Source organism: Pusillimonas minor, assembly GCF_014237865.1.
Taxonomy (GTDB): Bacteria; Pseudomonadota; Gammaproteobacteria; order Burkholderiales; family Burkholderiaceae_B; genus Neopusillimonas; species Neopusillimonas minor.
The window spans coordinates 90233-109448 of the sequence record NZ_JACJUU010000008.1 but is presented as its reverse complement, the minus strand read 5'-3'; the positions used below and the strand labels follow the sequence as shown (position 1 = coordinate 109448).

Annotated in this window: 17 protein-coding genes and 1 tRNA gene; 9 read left to right on the top strand and 9 right to left on the bottom strand. The window is 56.8% G+C overall.

The features are described 5' to 3' along the window. Positions 1 to 77: 77 nt before the first annotated feature. The 3 genes from GTU67_RS10990 (at position 78) to GTU67_RS10980 (ending at position 3103) form a co-directional block, all read left to right on the top strand. Positions 78 to 1970, top strand: coding sequence for an LTA synthase family protein (locus tag GTU67_RS10990; protein ID WP_185780110.1), 1893 nt, complete (start codon positions 78 to 80; stop codon positions 1968 to 1970). A gap of 53 nt (positions 1971 to 2023) precedes the next feature. Further along, positions 2024 to 2100: transfer RNA gene (locus GTU67_RS10985), tRNA-Pro, on the top strand. 214 nt (positions 2101 to 2314) lie between these two features. Next, entirely contained in the window at positions 2315 to 3103 is a 789-nt protein-coding gene (locus GTU67_RS10980) for an HpcH/HpaI aldolase family protein (RefSeq protein WP_185780109.1), read from the top strand. 29 nt (positions 3104 to 3132) lie between these two features. Here GTU67_RS10980 and GTU67_RS10975 read toward each other — a convergent pair whose 3' ends face one another. After that, positions 3133 to 3465 (bottom strand): DMT family transporter, encoded by a 333-nt coding sequence (locus tag GTU67_RS10975; RefSeq protein WP_185780108.1) that lies wholly within the window; start codon positions 3463 to 3465, stop codon positions 3133 to 3135. Between the two features lie 119 nt (positions 3466 to 3584). Here GTU67_RS10975 and GTU67_RS10970 point away from each other — a divergent pair, with 119 nt between their 5' ends. The 5 genes from GTU67_RS10970 to GTU67_RS10950 all read left to right on the top strand — a co-directional run bounded on the left by GTU67_RS10970 (position 3585) and on the right by GTU67_RS10950 (position 8306). After that, on the top strand, positions 3585 to 4385 hold the full coding sequence (locus GTU67_RS10970; RefSeq protein ID WP_185780107.1) for a metallophosphoesterase: 801 nt from the start codon (positions 3585 to 3587) through the stop codon (positions 4383 to 4385). A gap of 192 nt (positions 4386 to 4577) precedes the next feature. Beyond that, a complete protein-coding gene (locus tag GTU67_RS10965) occupies positions 4578 to 5585 on the top strand; it encodes an ABC transporter substrate-binding protein (RefSeq protein ID WP_185780106.1) in 1008 nt (335 codons plus the stop codon). Positions 5586 to 5627: 42 nt separating this feature from the next. Beyond that, positions 5628 to 6404: an ABC transporter ATP-binding protein gene (locus GTU67_RS10960; protein WP_249417688.1), complete on the top strand. Its 777-nt coding sequence runs from the start codon at positions 5628 to 5630 to the stop codon at positions 6402 to 6404. Further along, entirely contained in the window at positions 6405 to 7175 is a 771-nt protein-coding gene (locus GTU67_RS10955; RefSeq protein ID WP_185780104.1) for an ABC transporter permease, read from the top strand. Between the two features lie 264 nt (positions 7176 to 7439). Beyond that, positions 7440 to 8306 (top strand): alpha/beta hydrolase, encoded by an 867-nt coding sequence (locus GTU67_RS10950; RefSeq protein ID WP_185780103.1) that lies wholly within the window; start codon positions 7440 to 7442, stop codon positions 8304 to 8306. 76 nt (positions 8307 to 8382) lie between these two features. Here GTU67_RS10950 and pstB read toward each other — a convergent pair whose 3' ends face one another. The 5 genes from pstB to ppk1 form a co-directional block, all read right to left on the bottom strand. Beyond that, complete coding sequence (gene pstB, locus GTU67_RS10945) at positions 8383 to 9159, bottom strand: phosphate ABC transporter ATP-binding protein PstB (protein ID WP_093970640.1); 777 nt, start codon at positions 9157 to 9159, stop codon at positions 8383 to 8385. Between the two features lie 3 nt (positions 9160 to 9162). Continuing rightward, positions 9163 to 10023 carry a phosphate ABC transporter permease PstA gene (gene pstA, locus GTU67_RS10940; protein WP_185780102.1) on the bottom strand — a complete coding sequence of 287 codons (861 nt, stop codon included), beginning with the start codon at positions 10021 to 10023 and terminating at the stop codon, positions 9163 to 9165. Between the two features lie 27 nt (positions 10024 to 10050). Beyond that, a complete protein-coding gene (gene pstC / locus GTU67_RS10935) occupies positions 10051 to 10989 on the bottom strand; it encodes a phosphate ABC transporter permease subunit PstC (protein ID WP_185780101.1) in 939 nt (312 codons plus the stop codon). A gap of 138 nt (positions 10990 to 11127) precedes the next feature. Next, the gene (pstS, locus tag GTU67_RS10930; RefSeq protein ID WP_185780100.1) at positions 11128 to 12171 is read right to left on the bottom strand and encodes a phosphate ABC transporter substrate-binding protein PstS; all 1044 of its coding nucleotides are present in this window, start codon (positions 12169 to 12171) and stop codon (positions 11128 to 11130) included. 103 nt (positions 12172 to 12274) lie between these two features. Continuing rightward, positions 12275 to 14359: a polyphosphate kinase 1 gene (gene ppk1, locus GTU67_RS10925; RefSeq protein ID WP_185780099.1), complete on the bottom strand. Its 2085-nt coding sequence runs from the start codon at positions 14357 to 14359 to the stop codon at positions 12275 to 12277. A 205-nt stretch (positions 14360 to 14564) separates the two neighbouring features. Between ppk1 and GTU67_RS10920 the strand changes: the two genes are divergently transcribed. Next, positions 14565 to 16046 (top strand): Ppx/GppA phosphatase family protein, encoded by a 1482-nt coding sequence (locus tag GTU67_RS10920; RefSeq protein WP_185780098.1) that lies wholly within the window; start codon positions 14565 to 14567, stop codon positions 16044 to 16046. A 116-nt stretch (positions 16047 to 16162) separates the two neighbouring features. Here GTU67_RS10920 and GTU67_RS10915 read toward each other — a convergent pair whose 3' ends face one another. From GTU67_RS10915 to folP, 3 genes are all read right to left on the bottom strand, one after another. Beyond that, the gene (locus GTU67_RS10915) at positions 16163 to 16945 is read right to left on the bottom strand and encodes a GNAT family N-acetyltransferase (protein WP_185780097.1); all 783 of its coding nucleotides are present in this window, start codon (positions 16943 to 16945) and stop codon (positions 16163 to 16165) included. A gap of 65 nt (positions 16946 to 17010) precedes the next feature. After that, the gene (glmM, locus tag GTU67_RS10910; RefSeq protein ID WP_185780096.1) at positions 17011 to 18360 is read right to left on the bottom strand and encodes a phosphoglucosamine mutase; all 1350 of its coding nucleotides are present in this window, start codon (positions 18358 to 18360) and stop codon (positions 17011 to 17013) included. Beyond that, positions 18357 to 19196, bottom strand: a complete 840-nt coding sequence (gene folP / locus GTU67_RS10905) for a dihydropteroate synthase (RefSeq protein WP_185780095.1) — start codon at positions 19194 to 19196, stop codon at positions 18357 to 18359. The genes glmM and folP overlap by 4 nt, the downstream gene beginning before the upstream one ends. Positions 19197 to 19216: the final 20 nt, after the last annotated feature.

Genomic DNA, 19216 nt, shown 5'->3' with positions numbered 1-19216 from the left:
CGTGAAAACACTATGCGCATAGCCCTACGCACTATATATTACGCAAGGTAAATTTTCGAGCGTAAGCACCCAAAAGTATGCAGGAACAAACCCTTATATTTATCGCCGCCAGCTTCCTGCTGCTGTCGACCAGCCGCCTGGGCTTGTCGCTTTGGCAGTGGCGGCGCGTCAGCCTGAACGGCGGGCTCGCCCCCATTATGCTGGGTGGTTTGCGCATCGACGCCCACCAAATTGCGGTTTTGGCCGGCATCCCTGCCCTGCTTGCGCCCTGGCTGGGCCATTTCCCCTTGTTCGTCGACATCACTGGTTTCTGGCTGCAGATTTCCTGGCTGCTGCTGGTACTACTTGAAGTGTCAACACCACAATTTGTGTACGAGTACGATACCCGGCCCGACCGCCTTTACGTGCAATACCTGCAACACCCAAAAGAAGTATTCGGCATGCTCTGGAAGGGCTACAAGCCGGTAATTTTTGGCGGCATAGGCGCGCTGGGCTTGTTTGGCTGGGGTGGGCATATCCTGTTCGGGCAGGTGGCACCCGACGCCCCCGTCGTCTGGTGGCAAGCTATTTTGCTTTCGCTGGCCACTGCCGCCATTGTGTTTCTGGCCATTCGCGGCACCCTTAAACACCGGCCCATCAACCCTTCCAGTGTGGCCTACTGCGGCGACAGCATGCTCAACACGCTGCCGCTTAATTCGCTGTACAGCGTTATTTACGCCATTTACAGCCAAAAAAACGAGCGATCGGCGGCCGATGTTTACGGCGACATGCCTACCGGGCAGGTCAACACCATTGTGTGCGAATGCGCGGGCATCAAAAACACAAACCCCGGCATTCCAACGCTGCACCACCAGGCAGCCGCGCATACGCACACCCGGCCTCTTAATATCGTCATCATTGTTGAAGAAAGCCTGGGTGCACAGTTCACGGGTTACCTGAACGGCCAGGGCCTCACCCCGCAGCTCGATGCCCTGTCGAAACAAGCCTGGAACCTGACGCGCACTTATGCCACCGGCACCCGCTCTGTCCGTGGCCTAGAAGCCTTGTCGGCGGGCTTCCCCCCAACGGTTTCCGACGCCGCCCTTCGTCTGCCCGGCGCGCAATCACGCTTTTTCACACTGGCCCAGGCGCTACGCCTGCAGGGGTATTCAAGCACGTTCATTTATGGCGGCGAGGCCCACTTCGACAACATGAAAAGCTTCTTTCTGGGCAACGGGTTCGACAAGATCATCGAACGCGAACACTTCCGGAACCCGGCCTTTGTGGGCACATGGGGCGCGAGCGACGAAGACATGTTCAACGAACTGCACCATCATCTAAGCACGTCATCCGGATCCCCCACCTTTACACTGGCTTTTTCAGTCAGCAACCATTCGCCGTGGGAATACCCGCAAGGCCGCATTACGCCCAACGGCGACCCTGCCACTGTCGACAACACCATCCGGTATGCCGACTGGGCCATCGGCCAGTTTTTCGAAAAAGCCCGTCAAAGCGCCTACTGGGATAACACCGTTTTTCTGATCGCGGCCGACCACGATGCGCGTGTTGGCGGTATGAGCCTGATACCACTCAAGCACTTTCATATTCCGGCACTTTTCCTGGGGGGCACCATAGCGCCCAGACAAGACAACCGTCTGGTCAGCCAGATCGACCTGGCCCCCACGCTGTTGTCACTGGCGGGCGTCAACCTTGATCACCCCATGATCGGTCACGACCTGAACCTGCCACGTACAGGGGGCCGCGCCATGATGCAATTCAGCGAAAACTACGGCTACCTGAAAGATACCCAACTGGTTGTCCTCGAGCCGCATCGCCCTGCCAGTCAATTCACCTATAACGGTGGCGACGCTTATACGCCACAGCCGCTCGACGAAGCACTGCAGCGCGAAGCGCTGGCGCATGCCCTGTGGCCCAACCAGGTGTACAAACAAGGGCAGTACACACTGCCGCATTTATTGGTCAAACAATAAATGCTCTGCGCTTTACACAAACCCTTTCGAATATGTCATAATTGCGGTCTTGTCGGGGCGTAGCGCAGCCTGGTAGCGCATCTGGTTTGGGACCAGAGGGTCGCGAGTTCGAATCCCGCCGCCCCGACCACCTCTTTTAAGCAAACAGGGTTGATGCCAAAAGCATCAGCCCTTTTTGTTTTGGCGCACGTCGGCTCGTCCCCTTTGACGGGGGATACGCATTGGCTCTCCCTCATTAACGGGAGATACGCACTCACTAGACACGGTTAATCACACCGTTCCAACCGGTTCGGGGCCCATCGGGCATGACATAATTAACGCTTCTGTTATCTTCTGTGTGCCTCATGTCCTTCGCGCCGCTTGCCCTGCCTGCCAACACATTCAAACACGCCCTGAACAACCGTCACCCCCAGGTGGGTCTGTTCATGGGGCTGAACAATACCGTCAGTGCCGAAATTCTGGCCACGTGCGGTTTCGACTTCTTGCTGATTGACTGCGAACACGGCATTAACGACATGCCCACGGTACAGGCCCAGTTGCAAGCCATGGCCCCCTACCCGACGCAGGCGCTGGTTCGCCCGGTCGACCACAACCCCGCCACCCTAAAACAGTTGTTGGGCATGGGCGTACAAACCATTTTGGCGCCCATGGTAGACACCGCAACGCAGGCCGAACAACTGGTGCGGGCTATACATTACCCGCCCCGGGGCTTACGCGGCGTGGGCACAGGCCTTGAACGCGGCGCACGCTGGAACGCCATCAGCGACTATGTCAGGCATGCCGGCAGCAATATTTGCCTGGTCGTGCAAATTGAATCGACAGACGGCCTGAACAACCTTGAGGCCATTTGCGCGGTTGACGGCGTAGACGGTGTGTTTATCGGGCCGTCCGACCTTGCCGCAGCACTGGGCCACCTGGGCAACCCGCAGCACCCCGAGGTACAGGCCGCGATTACATCCGCCCTAAGCCGTATCAGCCAGGCCGGCAAAGCCGCCGGCTTGTTTTGCGGCAACCCGGGGCAACTGGCTGCCTACCGCGCGGCGGGTGCCTGCTTCATGGCGCTAGGGGCCGATACCGCGTTATTGCGTAACGCCGCCGCACAACTGGCGGCAACCGCCCGGCAAAACCTGTAGCGGCCGGCCGGTGCCGGTGCACCGCCGTGTCAATGCCCGGCCGACCTCGAAAACACATTCATCACAATAACGCCGGCCAGTATCAACCCGATGCCGATCAGCGCCGGCGCATCGAGGGTTTGCTTGAACACTACCCAACCCACACCGGTAATAAGCACAATGCCCAGGCCGGACCAAATTGCATAGGCCACGCCCACCGGGATGGTACGCAAGGTCAGGGCCAGAAAATAAAACGCAATTGCGTAGCCCACCACGGTAATTACCGAAGGCCACAGCTGCGTAAAACCGTTACTGGCCTTTAGTGCCGAGGTCGCAACGGTTTCAGCCACAATGGCCAGCAGAAGATAGATCCAGTTGTGCATTAAAGTTTCCTGTGTTGCGCCCATAATGGCAAAAAAAACCGGTTACGGTTACCGGCAACGGCCGCCACGCACAGGGCCGCTTGCCGCACCCCGCCTTTGAAACCCGCCGAGGTACCGTCATGAAACTGCGTATTTTGTCAGATCTTCACCTTGAAAACTGCCCCTTCGACATCCCCCCGCTGCCAGATGACCACACATCGACACTGATCCTGGCCGGCGACATCGGGCAAATCAACCAACGCGACGTGCTTGAGCCGTTTTTACGCCATGCAGCCGCACGTTTTGCCCATGTGATTTACGTGATGGGCAACCACGAATACTACGAAGGCAACTTCCCGGACAGCCGCAAAACACTACGACACTGGCAATTACCCGCCAACCTGCACGTGCTTGAAAACACAACGGTAAAAATTGACGACATCACCTTTGCCGGGACCACACTCTGGACAGACTTTTACGACCTTGACCCAGACTGCCTAGCCGCATGTCTTAAGTTTTCGCCCGACTTTACGCATACGCAATACCACGAAGCCCCAAACCCGCCCGAGCCTTTAACGCCCGAACACCAGTTCACGGCTCACCATCTGGCCCGTCGCTGGATCAGCGCAACGCTGGCCTCGTTACATGCCCGGAACGAAAAAACTGTGCTGGTCACCCATCACGGCATCTCACCCGGCTCTATCCACCCAAAGTGGGCAGGCCAGGCTTCGAACGGCGGCTTCATCAGCAACCTCGAAGACGTCATTCTGACCGCACCACCCGTGTTATGTATTCACGGACACACGCACGACTCATTCGATTACCGGTTAGGCACCGAAAAACAGGGTACACGCGTGGTTACCAACCCCCGCGGCGTAGGCAACCCCGATGGCACCCAAGAGAATAATCGCTTCAATTCCCTCTATTGTCTGACAGTTTAGGCCTAAAACACCGGATTTATCGGGAAACTACTAAGGGCTAAGTTGTGATGGATTTGAATACTATTGAGTCAGCCTGATCAATATGAAAATTGTTCAAGCGCACGCATAAAAAAATAGCCAGCTACGCACCCGTTCAATGACCCTGTTCGACGCGCCGGCCATCTGGCCGGCGTTCAACTACCGGAGGTAAGTATGCGCGTTTCCCGACTCATTCTTTCAGCAGCCATCGCCTTAAGTTCAAGTGCCGCCATGGCACAAACGGCTGTGCGTTTCGCGCTCGATTGGCGCTTCGAAGGTCCCGCTGCGCCCTATTTCGTGGCGCTCGACAAGGGCTATTACAAGGCAGAAGGCCTTGATGTCACCATCGACCCCGGCGCCAGCTCGGTCGAACCCATCAACCGCGTCGCCACCGGCACTTACCAAATGGGCTTTGCCGACATCAACTCGCTGGTCAAGTACCGCGACAACACGCAAAACCCGCCGGTCAAAGCCGTCATGATGGTGTACGACACCCCGGCATTTTCTATCGTTACCCTTAAAGACAAAGGCATCAGCAAGCCCAAAGACCTCGAAGGCAAAACCCTGGGCGCACCCGCCCCCGACGGCGCCTACGCACAGTGGCCCATTTTTGTCGCCGCCAATAACATCGACGCCTCCAAAGTAAAAATTGAAAACATCGGCTTCCCGGTACGCGAGCCCATGCTGGCGCAAGGCAGGGTCGATGCCATTACCGGGTTCTGGTTTTCGTCGTACATGAACCTGAAAGCCAACGGCGTCAAAGACGAAGACATCGTGGTGCTGCTCATGCGTGACTATGGTGTCGACCTCTACGGCAATGCCCTCATGGCCAACCCCGACTTCGCCAAAAACAACCCCAAAGCGGTCGCCGGCTTTGTCAAAGCCACCATCAAAGGCATCCAGGACACCCTCAAAGATCCAGAATCGGCCATCGATTCACTCATGAAGCGCAACGCCATCGCCAACCGCGATGTCGAACTGCAGCGCCTCAAAATGTCGCTCGAGCGTAACTTTGTGTCGCCCGACGTCCTTAAAAACGGGTTGGGCGATATTGACACGGCACGCTTCGAAAAGGCCATGGATCAAATCGGCCTGACGTTCAAGTACACCAACAAGCCCAAAGTATCCGACGTCTTCACCAACGAGTTCCTGCCGCCCCTCGATCAGCGCATGGTCAAGTAACCCATAACAATAACTAGTTTCACAGGAGTCCCCATGACGGAAATGTTGGTTGAACTCGATAATGTATCTATGGCCTATGGCAAAGGCGACGCTGCCGTTCTGGCTATTGAAGACGTCACATTATCAATCCGCAAAGGCGAATTCATTGCCGTGGTCGGCCCGTCGGGCTGCGGCAAAAGCTCGCTCATGAAACTGATTTCAGGTCTGCATGCGCCGTTGTCGGGCAAGCTGGCCGTCGAAGGCAAGCCCGTCAACGGCCCCCTGAAGTCGGTCGGTATGGCTTTTCAGGCCAGCAACCTGTTGCCCTGGCGCACCTGCGTCGACAACATCTTGCTGCCCCTAGAAATCGTTCAACCGTATCGCAGCAAAATCTCGTCCAACCGGGCCGAGTACAAAAAGAAGGCCGAAGATCTGCTGCATTCCGTCGGGCTCAAGGGGTTTACCGAAAAATTCCCCTGGCAACTTTCAGGAGGCATGCAGCAGCGTGCCTCTATTTGCCGCGCACTCATTCACGAACCCGAAATCCTCATGCTCGACGAACCCTTTGGTGCGCTCGATGCCTTTACCCGCGAAGAGCTTTGGTGCGCCCTGCGCGACATCCAGGCCCAACGGCAAGTCACCGTCATGCTGGTCACACACGACCTGCGCGAAGCCGTTTTCCTGGCCGACACGGTCTACGTCATGTCCGACCGCCCGGGCAAGGTCGTTAAAAAGTGCAATGTCAATATTCCGCGTCCGCGCGACCTCGAGGTGACCTACACCCAGGAATTCCAGGACATTGTCCACGAACTACGGTCAATGATCGGGGGGAAACACTAAATGCAGCGCAACGAAATTCTTCAAAACGTATTACCGCCATTGGCATTCACCGTCATTTTGTTTGTGATCTGGGAGCTGATCTGCAAAGGCTTCGCCATCCCGCTGACCATTTTGCCGGCGCCCTCCGATATTTTCATCGCCCTGTGGCAGTACCGCGTCCCCATCGCCGAAAACTCCTGGGTCACCCTCTGGACAACGCTGGTCGGCTTTTTGCTGGCTACTGTGGGCGGGCTGCTTCTGGGTATTGCGGTCGGCTGGCACAAAAACATCTATTCCGCCATTTACCCCGTTCTGGTGGGGTTTAACTCGGTCCCTAAAGTCGCCGTCGTACCCATTCTTATTTTGTGGTTCGGCCTGGGCGAAATCCCCGCCATCATTACCGCCTTCCTCATTTCGTTCTTTCCCATTGTGGTCAACGTGGCCACCGGCCTGGCCACCACCAACCCCGAGCTCGAAGACGTTTTGCGCGCCCTTGGCGCCTCAAAGCTCGACATCATGCGCAAGGTCGGTATTCCGGGGGCGCTGCCCTACTTCTTTGGCTCGCTCAAGGTGGCCATCACGCTGGCGTTTGTGGGCGCGGTCGTCTCTGAAACGGTCGGTGCCAACAAGGGCATCGGCAAACTCATGCTCGACGCCCAGGCCGCCTTCCAGGTACAAATCGTGTTTGCCGGCCTGCTGGTGCTGGCTTTCCTGGGCATTATTTTGTACGTGGCTACGGCGCTGGTCGAACAACGTTTTACCGGCTGGGCGTTCCGCGGCCAAAACCGCTAACCCAAAAGCGCTACTGGCCTGGCCGGCCATGCCGGCAACCTTGTCCATTATGGGTGGCCGCAAACGCCACACATTCTCACCCCGCAAGCCCTATCAAGGTTTGCGGGGTGTTTTTATGCCCCAAGCAAGGCGGGCCTCCACGCGCCCGGTCGCTCACTTTGCAGGTAGCCACGCCAACACGACCCGATCTCACGGCACCATCCGGCGAACTTTTCATGCGTCTCGCAGTCTCGTATAGTGCATTCATTTCTTCACTCCCCAAACATGTCTATACGTTTCAGCCGAGGCCTGCTGTACCTTGTTAGTCTTTTGCTTTTGGTGGCGGCAGCCGCCGGCTACACCGCACTCAACCGCTGGCAACGCGCCACCATTTTTTCAGTTGAACTGGGCGAAGCGCGCTGGGCGCGTGAAGCCCCGGCAGGCACGCAGGCCTACTTCCTCGAAACACCCGATAAAGAGCAGGTCCACGCCTGGTATATCGCCGGGAAGTCGGCTGACGCACCCACGGTACTGTATTTGCATGGGTCGCGCTGGAACCTGAACAGCAGCGTTTTCAGAATCGAACGCTGGCTTGAGATGGGCTATGCCCTGCTGGCCATCGATTACCGCGGGTTTGGCGAGTCGACCCCGCGTCTGCCGTCACAAAGCAGTGCCATAGAAGATGCATTGACGGCCATCAACGAGCTTGCCCGTGTGCAGCCCGACCCCAGCCGCCGTTTTGTGTATGGGCACAGCCTGGGCGGTGCAATTGCCGCCATGGCCACGGCACAGCAGGGCCGTCCGGCCATTGCAGGGCTGATTCTGGAATCGACCTTTACCAACATAACAGACATGATTTCAACAAGCCGCTGGGCAGACATACCCGGACTTGAATGGCTGGTCACCCAACCTTTTGACACAGAGCGGGCGCTGGCCCGGCAAGCTTTGCCCACCCTGGTAATGCACGGCACCAGCGACCGCGTCGTGCCTCATGCCATGAGCGACCAGTTGTTCGACGCCGCACAGCGCAACCCACACCCTGCCAACCGTCTGGTCAAGTTCGAATTCGCTTCGCACTCCGGCGCCAGCCGGACGGCCGGATACGACGAAGCCGTCACGGCGTTTATTAACGCAGTAACGGCTTCTCGCTAAAACCAGCCCTGGCCACCCGAATGCATTCGCAAAACGGCCCTGTCATATGCGTTGTGACAGGGTCGTTTGATATGTCTTAACCGAAACGACCCGTAATATAGTCTTCGGTTTCTTTGCGCTGCGGCTTGACGAAGATGCTGTCGGTTTCACCGAATTCCATCAATTCGCCCAAATACATGTAAGCGGTGTAGTCGGAACAACGTGCGGCCTGCTGCATGTTGTGCGTCACGATAACCACGGTGTAGTCTGTTTTCAGCTCGGTAATGAGCTCTTCGATTTTGGCCGTTGAAATCGGATCGAGCGCCGAACATGGCTCGTCGAGCAACAATACTTCAGGCTTGATGGCCACGCCACGCGCAATACACAAACGCTGCTGCTGCCCGCCCGACAAGCTATTACCGCTTTGCTGCAGCTTGTCTTTCACCTCGTTCCATAACGCAGCTTTGGTCAGCGCCCATTCTACGCGCTCGTCCATTTCACCTTTGCTAAGCTTTTCGAAGAGACGAACGCCAAAAGCAATGTTCTCGTAAATGCTCATGGGAAAAGGCGTTGGCTTCTGGAACACCATCCCGATTTTGGCGCGAATCAGAGAAATGTCCATTTTGGACATCAGGATGTTCTCGCCGCCCAGCAAAATTTCGCCTTCGGCCCGCTGACCGGGGTAGAGCTCGAACATGCGGTTGAACGTACGCAACAGCGTAGACTTGCCGCAACCCGATGGGCCAATAAACGCCGTCACCTTGTTCTCGCGAATCGACATATTGACATCGCGAATGGCGTGGAACTTGCCGTAGTAAAAATTCAGGTTCTTGACTTCGAGCTTCACGCGCTCGTCAGAGACATTGCTGTTCATGATTTATTTCCGGAAAAGCGCACGCGCAAGGATATTGATACCCAACACAAGCAAAGTAATAAGTACGGCACCGGCCCAGGCCAGTTCGTTCCAGTCAGAAAACGGGCTGGCCGCAAACTGGAAAATAACGACGGGCAAGTTGGCCATCGGTGCGTTCATGTTGAACGACAGAAACTGGTTGTTAAGAGCGGTAAACAGCAAAGGGGCTGTTTCACCCGAAATACGGGCCACCGCCAGCAAAATACCGGTCACAATGCCCGAACGCGCGGCGCGGTAGCAAATGAATGAAATGATTTTCCATTGCGGGCAACCCAAAGCAGCAGCGGCTTCGCGCAGGCTGTTGGGCACCAGCGACAGCATGTTGTCGGTAGAGCGCACGACAACCGGGATGACGATAATCCCCAGCGCGACAGCCCCGGCCCAACCCGAATAGTGGCCCACCTGCGCCACATACACAGCGTAAATGAACAGACCGATAATAATTGACGGGGCCGATAACAAAACATCGTTAAGAAAACGCGTTGCCGGCGCCAACCAGCCGCGCTGACCGTACTCGGCCAGATAGGTGCCGGCCAGAATGCCGATAGGCGTGCCGATTAGCGTACCCACAGTGGCCATCATCACGCTGCCGACAATCGCATTAAGCAAGCCGCCTTCCGCGCGGGGCGCCGGTGTGGGCTCGGTAAACAGCGTCAACGACAAGGCACTGCCACCCTTGAATACCAGCGTACCGATGATCCAGAACAACCAGAACAGGCCGAAAAGCAACGCAGCCATCGACAGCACCAGCATGAGCTTGTTGAATACCCGGCGTTTGCGGTAAACGGGGTTGTCGACAGTAACGATAGAGTCAGAATTAAACATTAGAGGTTCTCTCGTATTCGTTGGGCGTTAGTGCGCCGTTCCCTCGTTCTTGCCCAAACGCAGCAGCATCATTTTTGACAATGCCAGCACGACCGTCGTGATCAGGAACAGAATCAGCCCCAGTTCGAGCAACGCAGACTTCTGCATGCCGCCGGCTTCGTTGAACTCGTTGGCCAACGCAGACGCAATAGAATTCGATGGAGAAAAGATGGAGCTGGGCAGGTTATACGAGTTACCAATAACAAAGGTAATCGCCATGGTTTCGCCCAACGCACGCCCCAGGCCCAGCATAATGCCGCCGACCACACCATTTTTGGTAAATGGCAACACCACCTTCCAGACGACTTCCCAGGTGGTACCACCCAGGCCATAGGCCGACTCTTTAAGCAATGGCGGCACCAGTTCGAATACGTCACGCATCACCGCCGCAATAAACGGGATGATCATGATGGACAGCACCAGACCTGCCGTAAACACGCCAATACCAAACGGCGGGCCGGCAAAGAATTGGTTCAGGACGGGGATGGGCTCGAAAAACGAAATCAAGCCAGGCTGGATGAATTCCTGGAACAGGGGCACAAAGACAAACAGACCCCACATCCCGTAAATAATCGAGGGGATGGCCGCCAACATTTCGATTGCCGTGCCCAGGGGGCGGCGCAACCATGTCGGCGACAGTTCGGTCAGGAACATCGCAATCCCGAAAGAAATAGGTACCGCAATAACCAGCGCAATAATCGAGCTGAGCAACGTGCCCACAATAGGCACCAATGCCCCGTACTGGTCTTCAACCGGGTTCCATTCGTTGGTCCACAAGAAGCTGAGGCCGTACTTTGCGATGGACTCCTGGCTGCCGTAAATCAGCGACACCATGATTGCAGCCAGCAAGATGAAAACCAAAAAAGCGAACGTGCGTGTCAGGTTTTTGAACGCAATATCCATCAGGGTGCCGGTTCTGTTTGCCATGTTTGTTTTTTGCCGATTACGACCTTTGGCGACGAAGCGCCAAACGACCAGTATTTACACACAATAAAGACGGTGTCGCATATGCTGCGACACCGTCCGTCAGGTTTGGGTCACACGATCAACGCGTTACACCCAAAGTTACTTCCAGATCGCCGAGCCATCTGCTGCCTTGATGTCTGTCTTCCAGGCGGCAGTGATCTGATCGGTAACTGCTTTGGGCATAGGCACATAGTCGAGCTCTGCAGCCATACCTGCGCCGTTTTCGAAGGCCCAGTTGAAGAACGTCAGGACTTCTTTGGCGTTTTCAGGTTTGTCCTGGCTTTTGTGAACCAGGATGAACGACGCCGAAGTCACGGGCCACGATTCGGCACCGGGCTCGTCGGTCAGGACAACACCCATGCCAGGTGCACTCTTCCAGTCGGCGTTAGCGGCTGCAGCAGCAAATGCTTCTTGCGAAGGTTGTACGAATTTGCCGTCTTTGTTTTGCAGCGCGGCCCAGGCCAGGTTGTTTTGCTTGGCGTAAGCGTACTCGACATAGCCAATCGAGTTCTTCAGCTGGCGAACATAAGCGGCAACACCTTCGTTACCCTTGCCACCCTGGCCGGTAGGCCATTTAACGGCTTTACCTTCGCCAACTTTTTCTTTCCATTCGGCAGATACTTTGGACAGGTAGTTTGTCCAGCCAAATGTTGTACCCGAACCATCGGAGCGGTGTACCACAACGATAGACGCCGAAGGCAATTTAACGTCGGGGTTGATTTTCTTGATGGCTTCGTCGTCCCACTTGGTGATTTTAGCCAGGAAGATGTCGGCCAGCACCTGGGGGGTCAGCTTCAGTTCGCCGGGCTTGACGCCGTCGACGTTGATGACGGGCACCGTGCCACCAATAATGGCGGGGAACTGGAACAAACCGTGCTTTTCGAGCAGGTCGGCCTTCATTGGGTCGTCGGAGGCGCCGAAGTCGACGGTCTTGGCAATAATTTGCTGCTGACCACCACCCGAACCAATGGACTGGTAGTTAACACGATTGCCGGTTACCTCTTGGTACTTGGCAGCCCACTTGGCGTAAATGGGGTACGGGAACGAAGCACCAGCGCCTGTGATATCGGCAGCATGGGCGGCCAGCGAGGCGGCGCCAAAGGCGATACCAACGGAAACTTGCAATAGAACGCGTTTAAACATCGAGTGATCCTCTTGGACTGTTTAAGAATTGACACATGCAACAACTTGCACAGTCGATATCGTACGAGCCCAATATGACATGTTCGTGACAGCGACCATTTTTTTAACGCCCAAGCAATGCCATGAGCTTTTCTTGCATGTTTACGCGGGCGGCGCGCGACTTGACACGCAGGTACGACCCATCGGGCTGGGCGCGCCACGCCAGCACGTTGTCGCGCAGCGCCCAGGTGAAGGCCTCGGTAATGACACGTTTTTTAAGGGCCTTGTCCAGAATGGGAAACCCCACTTCAACACGGCGGAAAAAGTTGCGGTCCATCCAGTCGGCGGACGACAAATAGACTTTTTCCTCGCCATTGGCATGAAAATAAAATACACGAGAATGCTCGAGATAGCGCCCGACAATTGACCGAAGCCGGATGTTTTCAGACAACCCGGGCACACCGGCACGCAACGCGCAGGCACCGCGTATGACCAGGTCAACCTTTACCCCGGCCTGGCTGGCCTTGTACAGTTCGTCAATCACCCGGGGTTCGAGCAACGAGTTCATTTTTGCCATGACCCGGGCCTTTTTACCGGCTCGGGCATTTTCGGCCTCTTGACGAATAAATTCGACCACCGTGTCGTGCAATGTAAAGGGCGACTGCAGCAGCAACTTGAGCGGGCGGCGCGCACCCAGCCCGGTCAGCAACGAAAACACCCTGTCCATGTCTTCGCACATGCGTTGGTTGGCCGTTAACAAGCCAAAGTCGGTGTAAAGGCGCGAGGTACGCACATGATAGTTACCCGTGCCCAGGTGGCCATAGCGCTTGATATGCCCCTTTTCACGTCGCAGCACCAGCGCCATTTTGGCGTGCGTTTTGTGCCCGACCACCCCGTAACTGACATGCGCACCCACCTCCTCCAGGCGAGCGGCCCAGTTGATATTGGTTTGCTCGTCGAAACGCGCCATGAGTTCGACCACCACGGTAACCTCTTTACCGGCTTTGGCGGCGGCAAGCAGCACTGCCATCAGTTCGGAGTCTTCGCCCGTGCGGTAAATGGTTTGCTTGATCGCCACGACATCGGGATCGCGCGCCGCGGCAATTAAAAAGTCAAGCACCGGCTGAAAAGACTGATAAGGGTGATGCAGCAAGTGGTCTTTGGCACTGATGGCATCGAAAATACCGGCCGGGTCGTTATGCAAATGCGCAAAGGGCTCGGGCACTTTCGGGCGAAACTCTGAAAACTGCAGATCGGGCCGGTCGACTGCACTGCACACCTGCATCAGGCGCGACAAGTTCACCGGGCCATTTACCCGGTAAGTATCGTGCGGCTCGAGCGAAAACTCTTGCTGCAGAAAGTTGATGAGCTTTTGCGGCATGACATGGTCAACTTCCAGGCGCACCGCCGCACCAAAGTTGCGCTGCGACAATTCGCCCTGCAATGCCAGGCGCAGGTTGGTAATTTCTTCTTCGTCAACGAACAAGTCGCTGTTGCGCGTAACACGCCATTGGTAGCAGCCGCCGACCTCAAGCCCCGGGAACAGTTCGCCGACAAACTCGGAAATAAGCGTCGAGAGCAAGATGAACCCATGCTGCACCCCGGAAATTTCGGGCGGAACGCGCATGACGCGCGGCAAGGCGCGAGGCGCCTGCACAATGGCAATTTGCCCCTGGCGGCGAAACGCGTCTTCGCCAGACAGCGACACAATGAAGTTAAGACTTTTGTTGAATACTCGCGGAAAAGGATGCGCAGGATCGAGGCCAATGGGCGTAAGCAAAGGCATGACATCACGCATAAAGACATTGTGCGCCCACATCCGTTGCTCGTCTGTCCAGTGATGCGGGTCGGACAGCGTAATGCCCTCTTTGGCCAAAGCCGGCAAGATTTCGGTGGTCAGCAGGTGGTACTGGCGCTCTATCAGCCCCCGGGCGGCAACCTGAATACGCTCGAAGGCTTCCGTCGGCTTGTAGCCGTCGGGGCCCACCACATTGGCATTGCGGGCCATCTGCTCTTTAAGGCTGGAAATCCGGATTTCGAAAAACTCGTCCAGATTCGAGCTGACAATGCAGAGATAACGCAAACGTTCGATTAATGGCGTGGTAGCGTTGTCGGCCATCGCCAGAACACGCTCGTTGAACTTCAGCAAAGACAACTCACGATTCAGCAGCGTGGGCTGATCACCATTTAACGGAACTATCGAAGGCATACGGAATCCAGGTTACAAAGGGGCTGCCAGACTTATACGTCAGTTTCTTGACAGGATTATGACAACCCCCCACAGGACATTCAAGCCGTAACCCCTTGCTGCCTTGACCAATGACAAGGCCAACGCACAATAAACCTTTGCACCCATCGCCGACGCAAGCCCAAACAGAATTTATAATCAAGGGCTGAAAAACGGATAACCACGAATGGACCACCTACTTGCCGCCGTCGATCTCGGCTCCAACAGCTTCCGGCTCTCTATCGGCCGCGTCGTCCAGCAAGACGACATCGCCCATATTTACGCCGTCGACAGGCTGAAAGAATCGGTACAGCTGGCTGCCGGCCTGGGGCCCGACGACATTCTCGACGATGCCTCGATTGCGCGGGCCATCACTGTGCTGCGCCGCTATGGCGAGCGCCTGAAAGGGTTTCACCCCGACCGCGTGCGTGCCGTCGCCACCAGCACCTTCCGGGTCGCCAAAAACGTCAATGTGTTGTTGCCCCTGGCCGAAGAGGCGCTGGGCTTTCCCATCGAAGTCATTGCCGGCCAGGAAGAGGCCCGGCTTATTTTTTCCGGTGTCGCCAACGAACTTCCGCCCTCCCAGAACCGCCGCCTGGTCATCGACATTGGTGGCGGCTCCACCGAGTTCATTATCGGGTGCGGGTTCGAACCCATGCAGCTGTCGTCGCTGCTGATGGGGTGCGTCAGCTACACGCAGCGCTTTTTCCCCGACGGCAAAATTACCGCCGACCGCATGGATCGCGCGCAGCTTGCCGCCCGGCGCGAGCTCGAAACCATATCACGCAAGTTTCGCAAGGCCGGCTGGCAAGAAGCCTACGGCTCTTCGGGCACCGCCAAAGCATTGTTCGCGGTCCTGACCGACGCCAACATGTCGCGCCAGGGCATTACCCTCGAGGGGCTCGAAAAGCTGCGTGCCAAGCTTGTCTCAGACGGCAAGGTGCTGGTCGACCAGTTACCCGGCTTGAAGGCATCCCGAGCCAACGTCCTTGCGGGGGGGCTGGCCATCATGCTGGCTGCCTTCCACGAACTTAAAATCGAAAGCATGTGGTCTGGCGAAGGGGCCTTGCGCGTGGGCGTGCTTTACGACCTGCTCGGCCGTGAGTCGGCGCACGACAAGCGCGACGAAACCTCGAAGCAATTCATGCGCCGTTACCACGTCGACACCGCGCAGGCATCGCGCGTTCGCCAGGCGGCGCTCAAGCTGTTCGAACCCCTCGCTGTCGACCCGCAGCAAAAAGAAGATCTGCAAAAATCGCTGGGCTGGGCGGCCGAACTTCATGAAATCGGGTTTTCGATTACGGCCGACCACTACCACAGGCACAGTGCGTATATCCTCGAGCACGCCGATATGCCCGGGTTTTCAAACGACGAACAAGCGGCATTATCGTGGCTGGTGCTTGGGCACCTGGGCAAACTGGGCAAGCTCAAATCGCGCAAGCCGTCGCGTAACCAATGGGCAGCACTGCTCTGCCTGCGCCTTGCGGTGTTGCTCATGCGCCGGCGCGAAAGCCTGCAACGCCTGCCTTTGCGTATCGAGCTCGACGACAACAGCTTGCGCATCATTACCAACAAAGTCTGGATGGCCAATCATTCACTCACGGCCTACTCGCTTGAAAACGAAGTCACCGAATGGGTAAAAACAGGCTTTAACGTCGTTCTGGAGTAAGCGCCACGCGAAAGCAAACGCTGCACAAAAGCGATGCCCAATGCAAAAACGCCTGCCGGGTTACCGACAGGCGTTTTGCATTATCAATAAATGTGCCGGCAATCAGCAGCTAACGACTAGGCCAGCCCAAAATGCTTGCGGTAGCGATCGTCCATATGGGTCATGTCGAGCAGCACCGGGAAGTCGGCCGTATTGAAGTCAGGGTCCCAGGCCGGTTCGCCACAAATAGTGGCACCCAGTTTCAAATACCCCTTGATTAGCGGCGGCACGCGGGCGGGAAGTTCGCTGTTAAGACGCTCGACCGGATAACGGTGCCGGGGAATGACGCGCGGCATGTCGGGCGCGGCATCGAGTGCTTTTTTGGCCGAACGCCAGACCTCGGCGGCGGTCACGCCATCGTCGCGCAGGCTGACACTGGCGCAACCCAGCACATAACGAAGACCGTGTTGTTTGACCAAGGTGGCAATACCCGACCAGAGCAGCATAATGACCGAGCCGTTGCGGTAATCGGCATGAATACAAGAACGACCCACTTCAGCCATGTTCGAACGCAACCCCTGCAACGAACTGATATCGAATTCGGATTCGGAGTAATAGCCGCCGGCCTTGACAACATTGGCGGGCGCCAGGAACCGGTAAGTGCCCACTACGCGCCCGGTGTTGGCCTCTTTGACCATGACATGTTCACACCATGGGTCGTAGCGATCGGCGTCAAGGCCATCGACGGCATCGGGGAACACCGCGTTCATTTCTTCGGTGAACACGTTGAACCTCAGGCGCTGAATGGCCTCGAGTTCTTCGTTGGTACGCGCCAAACCCATGACAAGACTCTCGGCCGGAGAAGCTGACCAGACAGCAGTGGTATCGACGTTTGCATTAACACGCACAAGCTCTAGCATAGACATTACTCCACAAACATGCAGCGATTATGACCGCGTAATGTTTCAAGTATTCGCCATTTACGTTACTGCTTTGTTAAATTAACTGCAACCAATTCTCGCACACATTGCTCGGCCAGGTCAGCTTCTTCGGCCTCAACCATTAAGCGTAATTTGGGCTCGGTGCCCGATGCCCTGATCAGCACACGCCCGCGGTTGCCCAAACGCGCCTCGACGGCCTCGCGTGCCTGCTGCAAACCCTGGTGCGTTTGCCATTGCAAACCGGGCGTTAGCGCCACATTCACCATTTTCTGGGGGTACATTTTCAGGTCGGCGACCAGTTGTGGAAGTGTATGGCCCGAACGGCGCAATGCCGTCAGCACTTGCAAAGCGGCAATAATGCCATCGCCTGTCGTGTGGCAATCGAGACACAACAAATGCCCGGAGCTCTCGCCACCGTAAAGCCAGCCCTTCTGCTTCATGAGCTCGAGCACGTAGCGATCGCCCACATTGGCGCGCGCAAAGCCAATACCCATATCGGCCATGCGCTTTTCGAAACCAAAATTGGTCATTAGCGTACCAACGACGCCCTCGACGGCCTGGGCCTTGCTACGGCCTGCCACAATCACGTAAAGCAGCTCGTCGCCGTTGTACACACGGCCTTCGCTGTCGACCATTTGCAATCGGTCGGCATCGCCGTCAAGGGCAATGCCCAGATCGGCGCCATGCTCGCGAACGGTTTGCGCCAGGTTTTCGGGGTGCAATGCACCAACGCCCTCGTTGATATTGAAGCCGTCGGGCTGACAACCAATGGCAATGACCTCGGCGCCCAGTTCGCGGAACACATGCGGCGCGATGTGATAGGCCGCACCATGCGCCGCATCGACCACGATTTTCATCCCGGAAAGGTCGAGTTCGTTGGGGAATGTGCTTTTGCAAAATTCGATATAGCGCCCTGCAGCATCGTCGATACGGCGGGCACGGCCCAGGGCCTCGGATGACACACACCCAAGCGGCGCATCGATGGCCGCCTCGATTTCAGACTCGATGTCGTCGGGCAGCTTCATGCCCTGAGCCGAAAAGAATTTGATGCCGTTGTCTTGATAAGGGTTATGCGACGCACTGATGACGATGCCCGCCGTCAGGCGCAGCGCCCGCGTGAGGTAAGCCACGGCCGGCGTAGGCACCGGCCCGGCCAGCAAGACATCGACACCGGCCCCCGACAACCCGGCCTCTAGTGCCGACTCGAGCATATAGCCGGAAATACGCGTGTCTTTGCCAATAACCACCGTAGGCCGACCGCGCCCTTGGGTATGATGCCTGGCCAGCACCTGACCCGCTGCATAACCTAATCGCAAGGCAAACTCGGGGTTGATGGTGGCGCCGCCAACCACGCCGCGTATACCGTCGGTGCCAAAATACTTGCGCTGACTCATTCTGTTATTCCATTTTCTATTGTTTGCCAGACCTTGATGGCATCGAGGGTGGGCGCAACGTCGTGAACACGTACCATGGCCGCACCCCGCATTACCCCGGCCAAAGCGCCTGCCACACTGCCCCCCAGACGCTCTGGCGCCGGACGACCGGTCACATGACCAATCATGGACTTGCGGGACAACGCCACCAACCAGGGATAATCGTCGAATTGTAAATCGTGCAGTTGCCGAAGCAACTGATAATTTTGGGCGGGTGTTTTACCAAAACCAAAACCCGGATCGAGCAAAATACGAGAGGCGGCAACCCCCCCGTCGTGCAGCGCCTGCACACGCGTTTGCAAAAATGCACGTACTTCGGCAACAACGTCGATATAACTGGGCGATTGCTGCATGGTGCGAGGTTCGCCCTGCATATGCATCACACATAACCCACAGCGCGACCCGGCAACCGCCTGAATGGCGCCCGGCTGTCGAAAGCCAAAAATGTCGTTGATCATGTCGGCGCCCGCATCGATAACCCGGCGCATGACGTCGGGCTTGAAAGTGTCGACTGAAAGCGGCACACCCATCGGCCGCAAGGCTTCGATGACGGGCAAAAGGCGCGAAATTTCTTCGTCGGCTTGAACAGGCTGCGCGCCTGGCCGGGTAGACTCGGCCCCGATGTCGATGAGGTCGGCGCCTTCGGCAACCAACTGACGCGCATGCCTGATGGCATCGTCGGTGGCAAAGTGCAAGGCGCCATCGGAAAAAGAGTCGGGGGTAACGTTAAGGATACCCATGACAAGCGGGCGCTCGAACGTCAGTTCGAAGCGCCCGCATTGGAGACGTTGCGTCATGAAAAGAACACGCTGCGATA

Excerpts from the sequence above, each read along its gene's own strand:
- GTU67_RS10990 (WP_185780110.1), top strand. The coding sequence starts at position 78 with ATGCAGGAACAAACCCTTATATTTATCGCCGCCAGCTTCCTGCTGCTG.
- GTU67_RS10980 (WP_185780109.1), top strand. The coding sequence starts at position 2,315 with ATGTCCTTCGCGCCGCTTGCCCTGCCTGCCAACACATTCAAACACGCC.
- GTU67_RS10975 (WP_185780108.1), bottom strand. The coding sequence starts at position 3,465 with ATGCACAACTGGATCTATCTTCTGCTGGCCATTGTGGCTGAAACCGTT.
- GTU67_RS10970 (WP_185780107.1), top strand. The coding sequence starts at position 3,585 with ATGAAACTGCGTATTTTGTCAGATCTTCACCTTGAAAACTGCCCCTTC.
- GTU67_RS10965 (WP_185780106.1), top strand. The coding sequence starts at position 4,578 with ATGCGCGTTTCCCGACTCATTCTTTCAGCAGCCATCGCCTTAAGTTCA.
- GTU67_RS10960 (WP_249417688.1), top strand. The coding sequence starts at position 5,628 with ATGTTGGTTGAACTCGATAATGTATCTATGGCCTATGGCAAAGGCGAC.
- GTU67_RS10955 (WP_185780104.1), top strand. The coding sequence starts at position 6,405 with ATGCAGCGCAACGAAATTCTTCAAAACGTATTACCGCCATTGGCATTC.
- GTU67_RS10950 (WP_185780103.1), top strand. The coding sequence starts at position 7,440 with ATGTCTATACGTTTCAGCCGAGGCCTGCTGTACCTTGTTAGTCTTTTG.
- pstB (WP_093970640.1), bottom strand. The coding sequence starts at position 9,159 with ATGAACAGCAATGTCTCTGACGAGCGCGTGAAGCTCGAAGTCAAGAAC.
- pstA (WP_185780102.1), bottom strand. The coding sequence starts at position 10,023 with ATGTTTAATTCTGACTCTATCGTTACTGTCGACAACCCCGTTTACCGC.
- pstC (WP_185780101.1), bottom strand. The coding sequence starts at position 10,989 with ATGGCAAACAGAACCGGCACCCTGATGGATATTGCGTTCAAAAACCTG.
- pstS (WP_185780100.1), bottom strand. The coding sequence starts at position 12,171 with ATGTTTAAACGCGTTCTATTGCAAGTTTCCGTTGGTATCGCCTTTGGC.
- ppk1 (WP_185780099.1), bottom strand. The coding sequence starts at position 14,359 with ATGCCTTCGATAGTTCCGTTAAATGGTGATCAGCCCACGCTGCTGAAT.
- GTU67_RS10920 (WP_185780098.1), top strand. The coding sequence starts at position 14,565 with ATGGACCACCTACTTGCCGCCGTCGATCTCGGCTCCAACAGCTTCCGG.
- GTU67_RS10915 (WP_185780097.1), bottom strand. The coding sequence starts at position 16,945 with ATGCTAGAGCTTGTGCGTGTTAATGCAAACGTCGATACCACTGCTGTC.
- glmM (WP_185780096.1), bottom strand. The coding sequence starts at position 18,360 with ATGAGTCAGCGCAAGTATTTTGGCACCGACGGTATACGCGGCGTGGTT.
- folP (WP_185780095.1), bottom strand. The coding sequence starts at position 19,196 with ATGACGCAACGTCTCCAATGCGGGCGCTTCGAACTGACGTTCGAGCGC.